The sequence below is a fragment of the Mesotoga sp. Brook.08.105.5.1 genome (assembly GCF_002752635.1).
GTDB lineage: Bacteria > Thermotogota > Thermotogae > Petrotogales > Kosmotogaceae > Mesotoga.
In genome coordinates, this window is record NZ_AYTW01000006.1 from 32,990 (window position 1) to 50,602 (window position 17,613).

5 protein-coding genes are annotated in these 17,613 nt (G+C 45.3%); 2 read left to right on the forward strand and 3 right to left on the reverse strand.

Going from position 1 to position 17,613, the window contains the following annotated elements:
• The first annotated feature begins 80 nt into the window (after positions 1-80).
• Complete coding sequence (locus tag V512_RS03325; RefSeq protein ID WP_099829047.1) at positions 81-4,412, forward strand: hypothetical protein; 4,332 nt, start codon at positions 81-83, stop codon at positions 4,410-4,412.
• A 93-nt stretch (positions 4,413-4,505) separates the two neighbouring features.
• On the opposite strand, the gene V512_RS03330 is transcribed toward V512_RS03325, so the two are convergent.
• The 3 genes from V512_RS03330 to V512_RS03340 form a co-directional block, all read right to left on the reverse strand.
• Positions 4,506-9,608 (reverse strand): FxLYD domain-containing protein, encoded by a 5,103-nt coding sequence (locus V512_RS03330; RefSeq protein WP_099829048.1) that lies wholly within the window; start codon positions 9,606-9,608, stop codon positions 4,506-4,508.
• A 582-nt stretch (positions 9,609-10,190) separates the two neighbouring features.
• A complete protein-coding gene (locus V512_RS03335; protein WP_099829049.1) occupies positions 10,191-12,260 on the reverse strand; it encodes a M6 family metalloprotease domain-containing protein in 2,070 nt (689 codons plus the stop codon).
• Complete coding sequence (locus V512_RS03340) at positions 12,257-12,751, reverse strand: hypothetical protein (RefSeq protein ID WP_099829050.1); 495 nt, start codon at positions 12,749-12,751, stop codon at positions 12,257-12,259. Before V512_RS03340 ends, V512_RS03335 begins: the two co-directional genes overlap by 4 nt.
• A gap of 662 nt (positions 12,752-13,413) precedes the next feature.
• On the opposite strand from V512_RS03340, the gene V512_RS03345 reads away from it, so the two are divergent.
• Positions 13,414-17,466, forward strand: coding sequence for a hypothetical protein (locus V512_RS03345; RefSeq protein ID WP_099829051.1), 4,053 nt, complete (start codon positions 13,414-13,416; stop codon positions 17,464-17,466).
• Positions 17,467-17,613: the final 147 nt, after the last annotated feature.

Genomic DNA, 17,613 nt, shown 5'->3' on the forward strand with positions numbered 1-17,613 from the left:
ATAGCTATGATACTTATGTATGAAGCGTGTATAATAAAACTGTACTTGAAGTTACTCGCCATCGTTTCGGAGGAGATCCTATGATTAGATACAGGAATGCAATTCTAATGAGTGCTTTACTTTTCATAGCGTTGATATTCAGCAGTTGCGTTCCCAGGATTCAGTGGTTTACTGTTGAGGTTGTTTCTGAACCGGACACAATTTCGATTGCCCTTCTAAAAGATATCGAACAGGCGAATTATGAAGCTTCGGATGTTCAGAAAACACCGCTAGTTCTTAACCTAAGACCCCAGGAGACTGTAGTAGTCAAAGTTATAGATGAAGAACCACTTGAAGAAACCGATGTCGTTCATGTTTTTGATAGCTGGGCTGACGGATCTGTAGCCAACCCAAGGGTGATTACGGCGGATTCAAACAAGAAATTCGAAATCAAGACGAAGAAAACTGTAAGAGTTTCTATTACATCAAATCCGAAAGGTCTTGTTCAAATCGAAGGAAGCGGTTTCTACCCTGTGGATACTGTACTGACACTGGTAGCTCCCGGTGAAGTCAGTGAATATCACTTCTCCCATTGGAAGGTCAATGCAATCGCTGATTACAATCACGAACTGACCATAAAGCTTGATTCTCCTGTCATGATAGAGGCTGTGTACGAAAAAGAGGTTCTTAGGGCCCTCAAAGTTGAGACGGAGCCGAAAGGACTAGAAGTTACCATAGATGGCAAAGAGGTCGGCAGTCCTTATGTTGCTGAGGTTGAAGACGGAGCCTCACGTACAATTGGATTCGTTACTCAGGAGAAGGATCTCAATAGCTTAGTTGGTGGTCCAGATACTCGGTATTCCTTCAAGTCATGGACTGATCAAGATAGAACCAACCCCAGAAATGTGGTTATGAAAAGCGATCTCTCTCTAGTAGTGGTTACAGGAACTGAATACCTTGTTCAGGCTTCAACGGTTCCTGAGGGAATTGCTACTCTGAAGGATTCAAACTGGTTTGCAAAGGGATCTTCGATTTCCTTCGAGGCCCCGGTGGTATCCGGCTATGAGTTTTCGCACTGGGAAGTGAACGGTGAGCTTATAGATGGCAGAAGCCTAGCGCTGATTGTTGACTCTCCCAAAAGAGTCACTGCCCACTATGAACAAAACGGGTATGTTTTTTCCGTCAACACAGAACCCTCTGGACTTGAGGTGAGAATCAATGGAGTGACGAAGACTTCTCCGGCCTCCTTTTCGGGTACTCATGGTAGCTCTGTGACTGTCGAGATTCCGGGTCCGCAGATGATGGATGGATCGGAGTTCGTCCCTGGATTCGATACTCGCTACACATTCAGTAAATGGAGTGATTCCAATACAGCCAATCCGAGAGTAGTCTTACTAGAGGCAGATATGGAGCTTTTCGCAAATCTAAAGACAGAGTATCTTGTGCAAACGGCTACCTATCCTGAAGGGATTGCAGAAATCCATGGAACTGGTTGGAAAGTCAGAGGTTCTTCTTTTTCTTACGAGTCAAGTGATTCAATCGGCTATAACTTTTCACACTGGGAAGTGAACGGTGAGCGCGTAGATGGAAGGATAATCGTCCTGGAAACGAACAGCCCGATGATGATTGTTGCGGTCTATAAGAGCAAGGAAGAGTCAACGCTTGAGGTTCTATCAGATCCTTCAGAGTTGGTCTTTAATCTCAATTCCGGAACCTATTCATCGCCGAAAAGTTTCGTTTTTGAGAAGGGCACTTCCGTTCAAATCTCATTCCCTGCTTTGCAGGAGAAGGACATAGATGCGGAGTTAGTTGGAAACGATACTAGATACATATTCTCAAAATGGGCAGATGGATCGACAACAAATACAAAGACCTTTGAACTTGGAGCCGATACGGGGCTAAAAGCCATTTACACGACGGAGTTTCTTGTAGAAGTATCATCTGAATTTGCTCAGATTGATGGGAGCGGCTGGCACAAAAAGGGAAATGTTCTTAGTCTTACGGCTCCAGAGGTATCGGGTTTAAGATTCACAGGCTGGCTAGTTAATGGGAGTACAAAAGAGCAAAACCCCGTAGCAGTGACGATTGACTCGCCCAAAAAGGTCGTTGCAGTGTACGAGAAGATAGAGGAAACAAATAAGACTCTGAGAGTCTCGACAACTCCTGAAGGACTTTTGATAAAGCTCGATGACAAACAGATTGTGTCACCTTTCGAGTTAGTTGCTGAAGAAGGAAGCACACATTCTTTCTCGGTCATTTCACCGCAAGAGAAAGACTTATCGAATCTTGTTACGGGCACAGATGTAAGATACGTGTTTACCTCCTGGAACGATGGGGGGACTTCTGTAAACAGAACGGTGGAGCTGGATTCAGACTTCTCCTTTACTGCGAACATGAACAAGGAATTAAAGGTAGAAACTGCGACTCAACCTTCAGGTTTAGTTGAGATAAGCGGCTCAGGTTGGTACTCTGAAGGTACCAATATCTCGTTAAAAGCAAGTTCAGTGGCGGGATATAACTTTATGTACTGGATCATCAACGGAGTTAATGCAGGTGACAGTACCTCTATCGAGTATGTAGTAGCCGTGCCTCTTTCAGTGAAAGCCGTCTACAACTCTATTCCTGTTGTATCCTTTGAGAATGTGAGCATTGCCAAAGGAGATACACTGAGATTAACTCTTTCCGATTATGCAAGCGACAAGGATGGCGACAGCCTAGAGTATACGCTTCTTAGCGGGCCGGGGTCGGTATCAAAGGGAATATACACAGTTGATTCTTCAGTGATCAATGCGGGAAATTACGACATATCAATCCGAGTAACTGATGGCAGAGGTGGATCAGTTACAGGGATGTTCACTTTGACCGTTACCGAAGAGAATAGCGCGCCAACTGCTCCAAATACGCCGTTCCCTGTTAGTGGTTCGGTCGATCAAGAATTGAGCCTAACGCTCTCATGGGAAAGTGTGGATCCAGACGGCGATCAGTTGGTCTTTGATGTTTACTTTGGAACCTCTTCTGATCCAGCAAAAGTAGCCACGGGCATTTCTTCCGGAACCTGGCAGACCGGAGAACTAACAGAGGGAACAACCTACTTCTGGAGAGTAGTTTCAAGAGACACTAAAGGAGCCACTGCTGAGAGCTCTCTTTGGTGCTTCATAACCAGGGACAGCGTTCCTGCTGACGGTGTGGACAAAGTTGGCCCGGTCTACACAGGAGATGTGCTCTTGGTTAGTAACGAGAGTGAAAGTGGAACAAGCAGAGCATTCACTGGAACTCTTTCTGAAAGCTTCCTCCCGACCTCTTTTACCACTGCTGGCAATCTCGAACGAGAAGCATATATGGTCAATCCTGAGATTCCGCTTCCGTATGAGGCTTTTCCAGAGAATATCGCTTCTCCATCAGATACGTTTGAGTTGGCTGGTGTAGGCGATACAAGATCATTCTGGGTCCTAAACTTTGCGACGAACAAGTATTATCAGCTTACGGCGACACTGCTGTACGTCGGGCAACACTCTGAGGTTTGGGTAGAGAGCACTGACGTTATTACGGAATCAAAAGCTGCAGAATTGGGAAGTGAATTTGACAGCGCAATTTACCCGCTGGTAGCCGAGTATTTCTACACACCTTCCGATGTAGATGGAAACGGAAGGGTTCAGATTCTCTGCTTCGACATACAGGACAACTTCGCGACGACGGGAGCGTATGTGGGCGGCTATTTCTCTTCTGGAGACCTTTTCAACATCAGTAACTCAAATAGAGCTGAGATATTCTACATAGACACATATCCGACGATGCATTACCCGAAGGACAAACATGTGGATGTTTCAAAGGCATACTCCACTCTTGCGCACGAATTCCAGCACATGGTGAATTTCAACAGAAATTACCTGGTAGAAGGCGGAGACCCAATGCCTTCCTGGATAAATGAAGGTCTTTCGATGGCAGCTGAGCATCTATATAGTGGTGTCCTTACGAGAAGGATCTCCTACTACAACTCCTCGACGAATATCCAGAACGGTCACTCGTTGGTTTATTGGGGGGACAACAACGACACATTGTCGAACTACGCGTTGTCATATCTTTTCCTGCAGTACATACGAGCTCAGGTGGGAACTGAGAGTGTATACAAAGATATCCTCCTGGATAAGAATAACGGTTCGGGGGCTATCACAAATGCTTTAGCCAAATATGGAATGGTTAAGACACTGGGAGAAATAATGACTGATTTCAGACTGGCTCTTCACCTGAAGAATCCTACAGGTCCGTATGGCTTTATGGATGACTCGGACTTCGATGGTATAACTGAGAGACTTTATACAGGTTCGGCAAAAGAGCTAAGAGGAGGATCCGCGATCTTCAAGAGCATTTCCGACTCATATATAGAGCCAGGCGATCAGGGATCAACTATTCAGTATGCAGGAATAAGCGGGTAGGTAGCTAATACAAGTTGAATAGAGCAAAGGCCCTCAACGAGGGCCTTTGGCGACAGCTTTCGGAAGTGCTGGATATCGAGTTTACTTGTCTGTTTACTGCTTGACTTCAACATCCAAGTGGATTGCATAATATCTTGCAGGACTTACAGAAATCACAAGATCCGAACCTTTTATTGTCATTTTTCCCGGAGCTGGACTGCTAGAAGGCAGAGAACCCTCTGCATACCCCTGAATCTTAACGGGGTCAGAAACACTTTGCAACCGCATGTTCGGTCCCAAGACTATCGTCAGTTTGCCATTCTTATAGGTAACAGAAGCTCCTTCAACTTTTTTCTGACCTGCATAGATATCTTGAGTAGAAGGCCCCTGCGTGTCGAAGTAATACCACCACGTTGCCCCAGCTCCTGGATGATAGTCTCCACCCCAGGCGGTCTCTTCCTTCCAGACTTGGGGATCTGTGGGAGTAAGCTTTATCTCGACAACCGCATCGTCCCAGAGTTCATCAGTCCCGGTTACAAGAGTTGCCGTGTTCTCAAGTGTGAACTCCTGCACTTCGCAAGGCAATACTGCTTCCAGTATCAGGTTCTGCTTGTTTGAACTCAATGCACTTATGAGAATCACATCACCACAGCCTGGAAGGAAATCTTCGTCTGCAGTATCAATAATGGTTTCAACGAGCGACTTGTCCCCATCCGGGACATCTGGGTTGAACATAGTTCTCCACGAGCTCCAGTTAATAGAACCTTCCATTATCGTCCATATGGCAATTTGAATGTGCCTGTAATCAACACCCGGATAATCACCGTCTCTGAATCTGTTTAGAATATAGTTGATCCTGGCCATCTGTGTACTTGGTGCGCCACCCTCGTAAACGTCCACTATTGTGTATGGACCTTCAATACCAGGAACATTTACCTCTGTGCACCAACCGGGGTATGTTCCTTCCATGTAACCCGAAACTGTTGCACTTATGTAGGAATCTACGCCCATTACGTAAGTAATTCCACCTGAACCGTCGAATGAGAATTTTCTCAACGTGATCGAGAATTGTATAACTGCAGAATCTGTCAGCTCCATCGGGAAAGGCAATGGGTCGGGGTCGGTACCGACTATCTGGAAGCCTTCAGGAATATACGTGAACTCATCGTCCAGAGTCGCAGTTGCATTTGTTGAGGTACTGTTAGTGATCTGGAGCATCGAACTGTAGGAATCATCTGCTGTGTTTGCTGGTGCATCAGCCGAAGCTACTACAACTATTCTGTGTTCAGCGGAAGCATCTACTGGTGTGAAGAGTGAAGGTCCGAAGCCGTGAACAGTGGACAATCCGGATGCCAAATTGCCGAGAGAGACTTGTGGAAGCGTCTCAATGGTGATCCAATTGGTGCCATCGTAGTATTGGAGTTCTATGAGCAGTTTCACATTCTGAGCTTCACTCAGGCCGCTATTAGTAACCGTTACGGCCCCTTGATAAGAGTGCTCACTAACATCTGATTCAAGTGTCCTCGTTGCCGTTATTGTGTAGTCGATTTCCTTTTCGAATTCATCCACGTCGTAGGTTATAGAAGTTGGATTAACTTCCTTGTCTATCTCCCATGAATATAGCTTGCTTCTATTCCAGAAGAATTCAGCTTCAACTTCAGCTTCTAGTGTGACTGTATCTGGTACGATTATAGTCACAGTCTCGTCGTCAGTATCATATTTTGTATTTGTATCTTTACCAAAGATATCGGCTGTGTTGTGTAGAGGGTATTGACCTGGAGCACCGCCCATGTTGGCTACTGAGACAGAGTAGGACTGAGTCCAGCTAGCAGTCGTCACTTGCCAATCTCTTTTAATATTTCCAGAAAGAGTGAGTCCTGCAACCGAGAATGGATCAAAAGTATCCTCTACATATGCGTTCTCGTCTATCTCGGTTACATCAGGAGATGGTACTGTCTGAGTTGTTTCAAGAGTATCGGAGGCGCCGTCTATTGCATTTACTACAACCTTGAAAGGAGCAGCGTAGGCTCCGGGATTGAACCCCTTAAAGGAATATGGAATAGTCTGTTCGTTCCCAGGTGCGAGAGAAATAATTATCGTATTATAACTCTTGATTGTACTTCCGTTGAAATCTTTAAGAACTATCGATACAGCTATATTGCTGAGTGTAGTATTGCCTGTATTGGAAACAGTAGCTACACCGGTAAGGGTTGCTATGTTTGTCTCCTCAACAGACCTGGTAGCCACCAGGGTGTAATTGAAGGTACCGGAATCACCCGTACCTAGAGTGAGACTCTGAGGGGTAACACTCTTGTCTATTATCCAGCTGTACTCCTTAGTCTGATCCCACTTCATGTCATGTTCGTTTTCTATGTCTAGATCGTTGTCTGGAGGAACAATAATGAAGACTCTTTCTTCATCACTATCGAGTATTTCTTCAGAATCCTCACCGTATATATCTACCGTGTTATCAAGAGGGTATTCATCAGGTGCGGCCCCCGTGTTGGTAGCTCTCACGCTGTAGCTTACACTCCAGCTGTTAGTGAGAGAATTCCAGTTTGCACTTTCTGTTATGTTGAACCAATCACGATAGATGTTTCCTTCGATCTCAATTCCAGACACACTGAATGAAAGGAAGGTATCCTTTACAAATGCGTCTTCATCATACTCTGTAACATTTGGAAGCGGCAGGGGCTGATCCGTCTCAAGATCATCTGAAGCTCCGTCATTTGCCTTCGCAAATACCTTAAACGGTGCCTTGTACGAGGTAGGATCAAATGTGAAGGAGTAAGGGAATCCCTTTTCTGCTCCAGTTGCCAGAGTAGCTATTGTGTCGGTGAAAGTACCTATCTCCACACCGTCTGCATCTTTAAGAACTATTTCGACATTTATGTTTGTAAGAGCTACATTACCCGTGTTAGTAACAGTGGCAAGGCCTGTTAGAGTTGCGATATTCGTCTCTTCCAGGGTCCTGGTTGCCAGAATGGTATAAGCGAAGGTGCCGTCTTCTCCTTCATTCAGTTCTATACTTTCAGGTACTGCGCTCTTTTCAATTTCCCAGCTGTACTCCTTAGTCTGATCCCATTCCATGTCATGTTCGTTCGCTATTGCCAGGTCGTTGTTTTCCGGAACCAGTATCGTGACAGTTGCATCGTCGCTTCTTTCTTGCTTTGTATCATCTTCAACGAGAGTCACGGTATTTGGAAGCTTGTACTCTCCCTCTTCTTTTTCCAAGTTCATTATATTAAATGTATAGGTAGTTGCCGCCGGTGTCTCTGAAAGAAGCCAGGGCCATGCATAATCTGAATCGGGAGTAACTTCAAATCCTACCGGCCCCATATAAGCATCATTCACAGTGGCTGTCTTGTCGAACTCTAAAAGGGTTGTAGGCGAAATCGGACCGGCAAGAGCTCCCGTATTGGTCTTTGATACAGCGCCGGAAACGACTTCTGCCTTGACGCTATAGTAGTATCCTTCAACAAACGAGTAATTGGAGAAATCGAAGTTTCTGGTTACCACATCTCCTGGATTCAGTCCAGATAGTGTCTCGGTGACTGTTGCCTGGACAGGATTGAACGTTCCTCCATCACTTGACTCCAGAAGGCTTATCGTCAAATCGACATCTGCTGGAATCGTTGAAACAGAAGAGTTACCTACTTCGACTTGCCCTTTGTAAGAAAAAGTATTAGTAGAGTTCTCGGTCAGCGTTCTTGTAGCATTAATTGAATATGTGACATTTTTATCTTCCTCTATATCCAGATAAACTGTCTCAGGAGCTACAGATTTTTCAATTTCCCAATCGTATTCGATTTCTTTTGCCCAGGAGAATGTTCCCGTAACGGTTGCTTCAAGAGTAAGAATATCTTCCTGGGGTTGGGGTGTGGAAACCATGACTCTTGCAAAGGCTTCTCTCTTGGTTAAGGTGTCATTTTCAGTCAAGGTCGCATCGTTTGTAAGAGTATAACTTCCAAGAGGAGCATCAACATTTGTTATGACAATTGAGTACTTTTTTGATCCACCATTTACGTCTGTCAGTACCCAAGGTGAAACGCTCCAAGGCCATGTGCCTGTATTATCGACCGAGAATCCGAGATTCTCGAATTCAACAAGATTTCTCGGCATGTCAATTACTGAAGCACTTTCATCAACGAATGTCTGTGATGAAGGCGAAATCGGAATCAGATGATCCTCAAAGTCATCCACGATCTCTGGCCAATTATCAGTTGCTTCTGCCAGAATTCTGATCTCTGAATAATTACCTGGATTGAAAACGAAAGTGAAGGGCTTTCCAATTCCAACCAAGTCGCTTGCAGCTACAGCCGTATTTGAACTCGTTTCTATAAGGGTCTTAGAATCCATCTCAACCCAGTTGCCGCCATTCTTCCCCAAAAGAAATACTTTCAGCCCAAGCTGATCTGCTTGAAGAGAACCTTCGTTGGTAACGGTAGCGATCCCTGTTAAGCTGTATGTGTCAGTTACCGCAGGGGTGAGTCTGGTCGCGGTCAATGTGTATTCAACGCTCGCAGAATCTCCTTGCTTGAGATTGCTGATTACTTCCGGACTTGCCTCCTTAGTTATCTCCCAATCGTAATCAGTCACTCTTGAAAGATCAACTTCGCCTTCAACATCCACTTTTATTAAAGGTCTGACTTCAATATTTGGATCAGTTCTAACAGGCACAAAGTACACACAAGGTCCGAAAGAATAACCCTCGATAGTTTTGCTGCCAGAAGATCTCTCAAAATAGCCTACTATTGCAAAATATATACCTCTTACATCTTCCGAAAGAATCCCGAGAGGTATAACTATCTCTTCTGTTTGAGAGAGTGCCGGATCGAATTGAAAGATGTTCGGCAGTCCATCGGGATCAATGAAACCGTTTTTTGAGGGGAAAGATTGATTGTTCAGAGCCGTCGCCGCTCTTGTTTCCTTTATTCTCCAGCTATCGAACATTTCGTACTTTAAGTAGAGCGATGCGCCGGAATCTACATCGTTCTCAACACGGTAAATAAGCTTACCTATAACTGTAAATTTGTTAATATGCACAGAACTCTCATAAAATCCCTCATCGTTCTGCATGGAGTAATTAATCTCAAGTCCTGTATTGAAGTTACCAAGATCAATGGAATCGTATTCACTATCTATTGGTCTTACGCAACTACTAAAAAAAACTAAAAGTAGTGAAATCATTCCAGTGAAAATCAAAAACTTTCTCATCTAGTACACCTCCCTAATGTATAAGGAAACTCCACCCCAAAAATTGAAAAGAAAACAGTCGATCTAACTTATTCCTTATTTGCTTATATTCTATAGTAAGTAGCCGGAGAAATCATACGTACGCTAGACAACGCACAGTAACGTTTGAGTAACTAATACCAGAGTAACTAATAACAACCGAGTGAGATGGAAAGAAATTGAGAAGGATAGACGAAATTGTATAAGCTTAACTGAAAGCGCGACAGGGAGAACCGCATATTAACAGATTCAGGATTTGTCTGTCAAAGAACGGCAGTCAAATAGGCAGTTGGTCAAACATATTCTAGATGTGAAATAAACGAACGAAAGATTATATCGCGCAACATTTTAAAGATTACTCGACCACATTATTCTTACTGGGTAAGGGATCTATGAATTTGGAGATACTCAAGTTATTAGCTATTCTAATCAAAACGGCATCCCATTTCAATACATGTTTGCCAGTTTATCGGGTATCCTCAGCGTGTACATTCACTATGAGAGTCTTAGAATTATCGATCAATTCTGACGGTGAAAGAATTGCAGTGCAGGCAGCATTAGAACTTACTGCTTCGAGTAGATTCCAAAGAGCGCAAGATCGGTCAAATTGGCGCCAACTGCGTCATCATTGTCTAAATCACACAGAGAGGCAATGGTGTCCCAATTTCCGTCACCAATTCTTTTGAAGTAATTCTTCTTGAATAGCTGGAAGTCGGCTTCATCTATGTAGCCATCATTGTTGATGTCAGCGGGATTGATTCTTCTTTCGACGACACAGTCGAGACTGGGTTCATCCTGATATGAACCGGAGAGTCTGACGGACTTCAAAACGGAACTGCTCGGTTTGCCCGTCAGATGAAGAGTAACGATAGCGCCGGGTATAGCCGAATCAAGACCGGCGAAGTTCAGAGAAAGCTCGATATGGGTGCTTTCATCAGAAGTGATTATCTTCCTCTGCTTTTCGTCCCACCTCTCGTTTACTGAAATCTCTACAATGTCTGCTGCAGCGAGTTCGAGAGAAACCGTAATCGACGATATGGGAAGTGCGGTTTCGAGCATCTTGAGGGCAACAGTTCCTGTACCGTTCTTCATCAAAAGCGGGCATAGAACGCCTATCTTAGTTTGGCCATTTCCAAGAGTGAAATGAACCTGGTTCTCTTCATAAGTTATTAAAGACATGAAGAGCCCGCTATCTGTCTCGTCGTACCAGTTAGAATTTGGGCTGGTGTTCGAGTTCAAGGAGGTATTGTTTGTCGAACCGGGGAAAGGATCTCCATCATCGCCTCTGTTTTCCCGAGACGAGGAATCCATAAGCTCATCCCTCCCGTCGGCCTGGAGCAAATAAACTTGCTTGCGAGTACCGCTATTCCCGTAAACGGAATCGTCGATATGATAAACAAGGAGACCTTCTCCCGGGAGAGCGTAGTCGAATCCGGATTTTACTCTATTTTCGAGAAGAAAATACTCATCTGGTCTGCTGCTGTTCGAGAACTTGAAAAGTCTGCCGCCGACTTTTACATCTTCAAGGAAGAAATCGCCACAGAACCCCGAGATCTCAAGAGGTACAGACCAGCCTAGTTTCGCTTTGGACCACGCGGAGAAATGCGCAGGCAAATCTCCCGGTCTTTCAACGTAGTTCCAACAACCGTAAGCCATAATTCCCCAGTATCCTATGCCCCATGTCGCTCCCGAATAGTCGTAAAGGTCTGGGAGGCCGAATAGGTGACCTGTTTCATGTGCCATTACACCAATCGTCGCAATCCCTCTCACCGGAGCTCCGCCTATTTCCGTTGGCCAGTCAACCCTCTCAGGCTGAATTGTGAAGAGGTCTGCGGTTACTCCGTCATTCGTCGCGTAATCGAACAATCTCGACTGAAAAGACCAAATATCCAGCTGATCTCCAGAGAGTTCTCTCCCCATCCCTTCATGAATAACTATTATCATATCGACAACCCCATTATCATTATTATCATAAAGTGAGAAGTCTATATCCTTGTCGGCCTTTGAAATAGCTTCCCTAACGAGTTCGAATTCATCTTGCGCATAAAAAGCCTTAGATTTGTCAGCGGTATACCAGCCATACACTTCTCCGTACAAATTAAGCGAACCATTAGACACTTCGCTATAATAGTCTCTCACAGAACCCAAGGGAGCGAGTTCAGGATAAGAAGAGAAGATTATCTCTTCAAAGTCCTCTGGCAAATACTGATGGGGGTAATCGGGGTAATCAATGAGAATTACTGGTACCCTGATCGTTCCTTCTTTGTTAACCGGTTCTTCGCGGATTTCGAAAGCCGTTTGAGTAGTGAAGTTCAACGATTCGAAAAGCTGCCAAGGTTCAAATGAGGGAATGCCGACAGGCTGATCGATCCCTTTAAGGCGATCTGATCTGCGTATCTCTCCCTCGACAACTACTCCATAATGCCAGAAACGGCTTGAAGGATCTTGCTTGAGCGGCCTTCCATGAAGATCTAGGATGAAGTTATGGTACTCGTCACCAAATTGTCTGAATTCGATCCGCGTACCGTCCGGCTGATAAGCAGCTATGACTCCGTCAAAACTGGGTGCTCCAGTAAGAACAGCTGAAAAAAGAACGACTGCAATGATGCAGATAAGAAAAGATCTGCCGATCATCTGACAGTCACCTCAACTGTCGAAGAATCCGACTTCACATTGACGACGGACAAATCAACGTCCAGCGCATAATGCGAACGAATCCTTAACGTGCCACTTTTTGTGGCGCGGATTTCGATTTCGATAAGGGCTTCACTTCTCGCTTCTTGCTGATCGTAAGGGAAAGCACCGTGGATGACTGCCTGTGAACGGGTATGACAGTCGGCAATCAATAATAGCTCATCCAATAGAGACTTTACGGCTGTTATCTCAACTCCGCCAAAAGCCTCGAGCACTACTTCAAAAGCGTAGATCCCGTCGAACTTATTCGACACTAGGCGGATTACGGAATCTGAGCCTTCTTCGATTGTGAATCTCGATCTATCAAAACCTATTTCAGCTTCCTCCGTAGGCTTCTTGATAATCCAGCATCCGGAAGCCAGGAGAAGAATGATTAAGATCTGTATAAGGAAACACCTCTTAACCCAGTAGCTGCTTTTCGAAGAATTCAAGCTTCTCATAATACGAATTATACATTAATTAAGTGTGGAGGATTCAGAAGTTTCGCTATGCTAAGGAAGATCGATTCGTATTATCGACAAGGGAAATCACAGAATATCCTCCAAAGACATTAACCAAAGCGAACAAATGAATCTTGAATCCAAGAAGAAAGGATGATAAATGTCCGAGCTACCCACTCTTTCCGGAGTTACTCTCTCGAATTTCATCCAATAGTGATTTGCGCCTTCTAAGAGTTCTGCTAGCTCAGCAAAATACTGTGAGAACACGAAGGCATAATCTGCGCTCAGTTGGTGTATAATTTATCTCACGAAGGCTATTCGAAGCAAGATGAACCATCCAGCAGTACTCGTAGATCTAGCAGTTGGCTTTGTTATTGCTTTGACTCGCTCAAAGAGACGGTTTAGCCGCGAAAATAGTTTGACATGTGCTTATTGGAAATGGTACAATACTCTTGATTCATCTTGTTTCTAGTCGTTTCATTGTGGTATATAATTATTGAGATGTGTTCGCGATTTACAAGTTATCTTTAGCTTTTCACCTAAATTCGGGATTGTTCAAAGTGCTTTTGAGTCAATATATGAGTCTCTATATGTTCTTTATGTTCTTTAGCAAATACTTTTCACAACCAAACGCCTTATAGGGGGTGTGTGCAGTGGCAAAGAAACTTTTGAAACTTACTACGTTGCTTTCTGTTCTGCTATTAATGCTCATGCTGACTGGTTGTCCACCAAAGGTGGTCTACTATCAGCTGACAGTAACGACAGAAGGTGATGGTCATGTCGACAAGAATCCCGAGCCTGAAGAAAAGGGATATTTGGAGGGAGTGACAGTTGAGCTTACAGCAGTTGCTGATGAAGGCTGGGAATTCGAGAAGTGGGTAATTGGCGAGGAGCAGGATACAAATAATCCTTACACAATTACCATGGATTCTGACAAATCAGTTAAAGCGGTCTTTAAGGCAGAGGAACCACCTGTCGATCAATTCACTTTGACCGTTGCAAAGGCCGGAGACGGAGACGGGGCGGTCGACCCAGCGGTTGGCGATCACGTTTACAATGAGGGCACCGTAGTAACGCTGACGGCTACGCCCGACGCAAACAGCGACTTCGTCATGTGGGTAGTCGATGGTGTAGAGTTTGAAGAGGCTACAGTGGTCGCAACGATGACGAAAGACATTCTCGCAACCGCTCACTTCGATCTCAAGGAAACAGAGAAACCCGAGGTTTACGTTGAATGGATAGGCGGTTCTCTGATGATAGTCGAAGCGCCGTGCACTTATCCGGCCAACGGTACTGGACTTCAGTTCCAGTACAAGGTTGACGATACTAAGAAGTCCCTGACAGCCGCTTCCTGGAGTATCCTTAAAGGGGAAGAGATTGTCTATACCAAAGCCATAGAAGCCGCCAAATTCTACAATTTCGTCTTCGGAAATCTACTTGCGGATTTCTTGGGCGAAAACCCGGAAGGTGGACTCTATCATCTGGCGGTAACGGCAACGAACTCCGGTGGAGGAACGACCACCGTAAAGATCCCGTTCTATGTTCATGTTGACCTCGCACAAATCGTTGATTACGAGTTCACCAGCGGTATAGTCACTTATGACGGCATGAACATAATACCGATAGCCGGAACCCCTTCAGCTACGCTTGAAGCCACGATAACCCTTGATTCGAAAGTGAGAGTTAGAATTGTAGCTTTCGTTGGTGAAGAATGGGATTGTGAGTGTCCTGATAATGTAATACTTTATGACAAAGTCATAACCAGAGATGCCTCTTCTACCGAGAAAGAGACTTTCGATCTCGATCTAACCAAGCTCAAGGAGGGCGTCACATATCGTGGAATACAGATAGTCCTTTACAACGAAGGCTGTGGACCGTGGCCATGTGGCGTCTGCCCCGATGACATGGAAACTATAAGCATCTACTTCGATACCGAAGTAAGCCTGGAATGTATTCCCTGCGTTTGCAATCCATGTGATCCCTGCTGGCCGGGCTATGTTGAACCGGGTCTAGAAATCTCAGGACTACTCTTTGCGGACCTCGGCGAATTCTTCGAAGTTTCCGCCACCGTAAACGGTCAAACCGTCCCAGAAGGAGATATAACTTACTCCAGCGGCAAGGCATTCTTCAAGATATTCGAAGGCATGTTCGATCCTGAACTGAACGGCGATGTTTCAGTGCTCTGGGAAGTCACCACGATAACCGGTCAGGCTACCGAAGTGGAATGCGAGTGCGAAATCGACTTCGTTCCTCCGGAAGTCGAAATCGATCTCGATTGCTGGCCTTGTGATGATGCTACGAAGGTCGTTTCCTTTGATTTCCGCGATGATGTTGGTCTGAGAAAGGTTGGAGCTAAGTTTGAAAACGTCGCCGAAGTTACGTTCAGTGCAACTCCGACCGGAAAGACAAAGACAACATTTACCGATCCTGCGGGATGGTTCTTCTTTGACCGCAAATTCGCAACTATCGATGCCACAATAACTGTCAATACTGTCGGCGAGGGTCAGATAGAGGAAGTCGAGTACTCTGTTTACGGTTGGGCAGAAGATACTTTCTGCAACACATTCGAGGCTTCAAAGACGTGTACTCTCGACACGACTCCTCCCAACGTCCACTTCGGTCTTGAATGCGAACAGTGTGTTCTCGAATGCGACGCGACCAATACTGTTCTGGCTTGGTACATAGAGGATGCGGGAGACATTTCCGGTACAATAGAAGTCAATTTCGGCAAGTTGAACGGCAAAGCCGAACCATTCGAGTTTGAGACTAAGTCCGGAACGGTTCTCTGGGAATTCGAGGATTTCGAGTGTGGTACGATCGTTGCCACCATAACAGTTCTCGATGACTGCCTGAACGAGACTGAAAAAACCTTCTCAGCCGAGATTGATAATGTTGATCCCGTAATAATCCTCAACGCGGACAACTGTTTTGATTTACTAGAATGTGATTCGACAAATACGACGCTCTTCTGGGAGGCCAGTGGTGAATGTGATGTAGAAGTGTTCATATCCGTGAATGTTGGAGAACTCTACATTGATGGCAAGTTAGTTTCCACCTACGCTACCACGACGCTCATGGGTGAGATAGAATGGCGATTCGGACCTGAATACGAGTTCGATTGCACCTATATTGAAGCTCGCGCACTTGTTAAGGACGATTGTGGTAACGAAGGTAAGGACTCTGTAACGAGCTATGACGTTGGTGTGAAGGTCGATCATCTTCCCCCAGCTGCGACCATTTCGGTTGTTGATGCAGACGAAGATGCCCCCAGTTGTGACGCCAGTTGCGTTTATATCGACTGGGAAGTCGAGGAGAACTGTCTTGAATCGGTAGAAATCTGGGCGAACTACCCGAATGTCACCTGTGGTACGAATGTTCCCGCAATCGAAGGCGAATACCTTATCTTCAAAGCCGTCGGTGCTGAGTTGGACGAATACAGGCAAGACTACCCTCCTCAGGGTGGGAATGGTTCCGATAGAACTTTGTACGGTGATGAAATAAAGATCTGCCTGCCGATGATTGATTGTGATACCTATGTTGCAACCATCGTTGCCTATGATACCTGCGGCGCATCAGATACTGATTTTGACGTAACTCACAGCATCGACAGGTTGCCGCCGGTTCTTGAATTCGGTTGGGAAGAAGTGCCGACTTCATGTGCGACGGAGGCTACCCTTACAGTTAGTATTACAGACGGTTCCTTCCCATGCAAAGTATGTGGTGAAGGTGAATGTCAGATCGGTTTACTTGAATGGGAATTCAGGCCGGTTAATGGCAATGTCATACCTGGCTCGCCACTCGAGATATTCGACAATGATTTGGATATCTTCCCTGATACACATACTTACTCAGGTTCTCTATATCTCGAGGCTCCATTGAACGTCGATTGCGGAACTTATGTAGCGACCTTCACTGCATACGACTGCTGTTGCTCGCTGGACCTTTCAAACAAAGTTTCTAAAGCGGTAAGTGTTTACGTCGATACTAAACCCCCAGTAGTAGGACAATTCGACTTCTCCGACAAAGATGGAGGTACTGTACAATTTGCAGGGTGTAACGCGACAAACACCTACCTCACGTGGGATGCTACCGATGCTTGTTTTGACAGAATTGAGATCGAAGTCAGCCACGGCGAGCTGGTGTGGGGAGACTGGACCACACTTGACGCAACAGGCGTAGTTGAGTGGAGATTCGGGCAGGTATCCGGTGAGACAGTGATAGCAACCTTGACCGCCTACGATGAATGCAACAAGACGGTCAAAGAACCATCTTTGAGTGCTTATATCAGAAACACCGGACCGGTGCTTTGGAGTGGTACCAGTTTCAGATTTGACGCTCAGTCAGATACGGTAGTGCTCAGGTTCAACGAAGAAGTCGTGACAGATGATGCGACTGCCGTTCTGTACTTCAGAACAAATCCCAACGATGATTGGCTGGCGATGGCGACTTACAGCGGCTCCAACGTCGGTGGCACTAACGGTATCCATTCAGGTGGAACTGGACCTGACTACGTTGTCGTAGATGTCAATGTATATGATGAAAAGAATATCGTGAGCGATCCCGAGATAGTTCTTGGAACTCAGTATAAGCTTGAACTCTTTGACGTCTATGCAGCTGATGAAAAATGTTTTGGTGAAGAGTTCTATACTGAACCAAATCCAATAGTCGTTGAAGGGCAGGGAACTGCTCTGTCTCCAGAGTTATAGAACTCCGAGTTCTGCAAAAAAACCCCGGCGGTGCCGGGGTTTTTTCTTACCAGGAATCGATTTTTAATCTAACTTTCCCGTTGTTATTTCCAACAGAAGAGGGTCAGGGCTCACCTTAAACGGTTGGTGCTGATTCAACTCCGTCTT

What these genes read in the sequence shown, in the direction of transcription:
- V512_RS03325 (WP_099829047.1), top strand. Translation starts at nt 81, where the DNA reads ATGATTAGATACAGGAATGCAATTCTAATGAGTGCTTTACTTTTCATA.
- V512_RS03330 (WP_099829048.1), bottom strand. Translation starts at nt 9,608, where the DNA reads ATGAGAAAGTTTTTGATTTTCACTGGAATGATTTCACTACTTTTAGTT.
- V512_RS03335 (WP_099829049.1), bottom strand. Translation starts at nt 12,260, where the DNA reads ATGATCGGCAGATCTTTTCTTATCTGCATCATTGCAGTCGTTCTTTTT.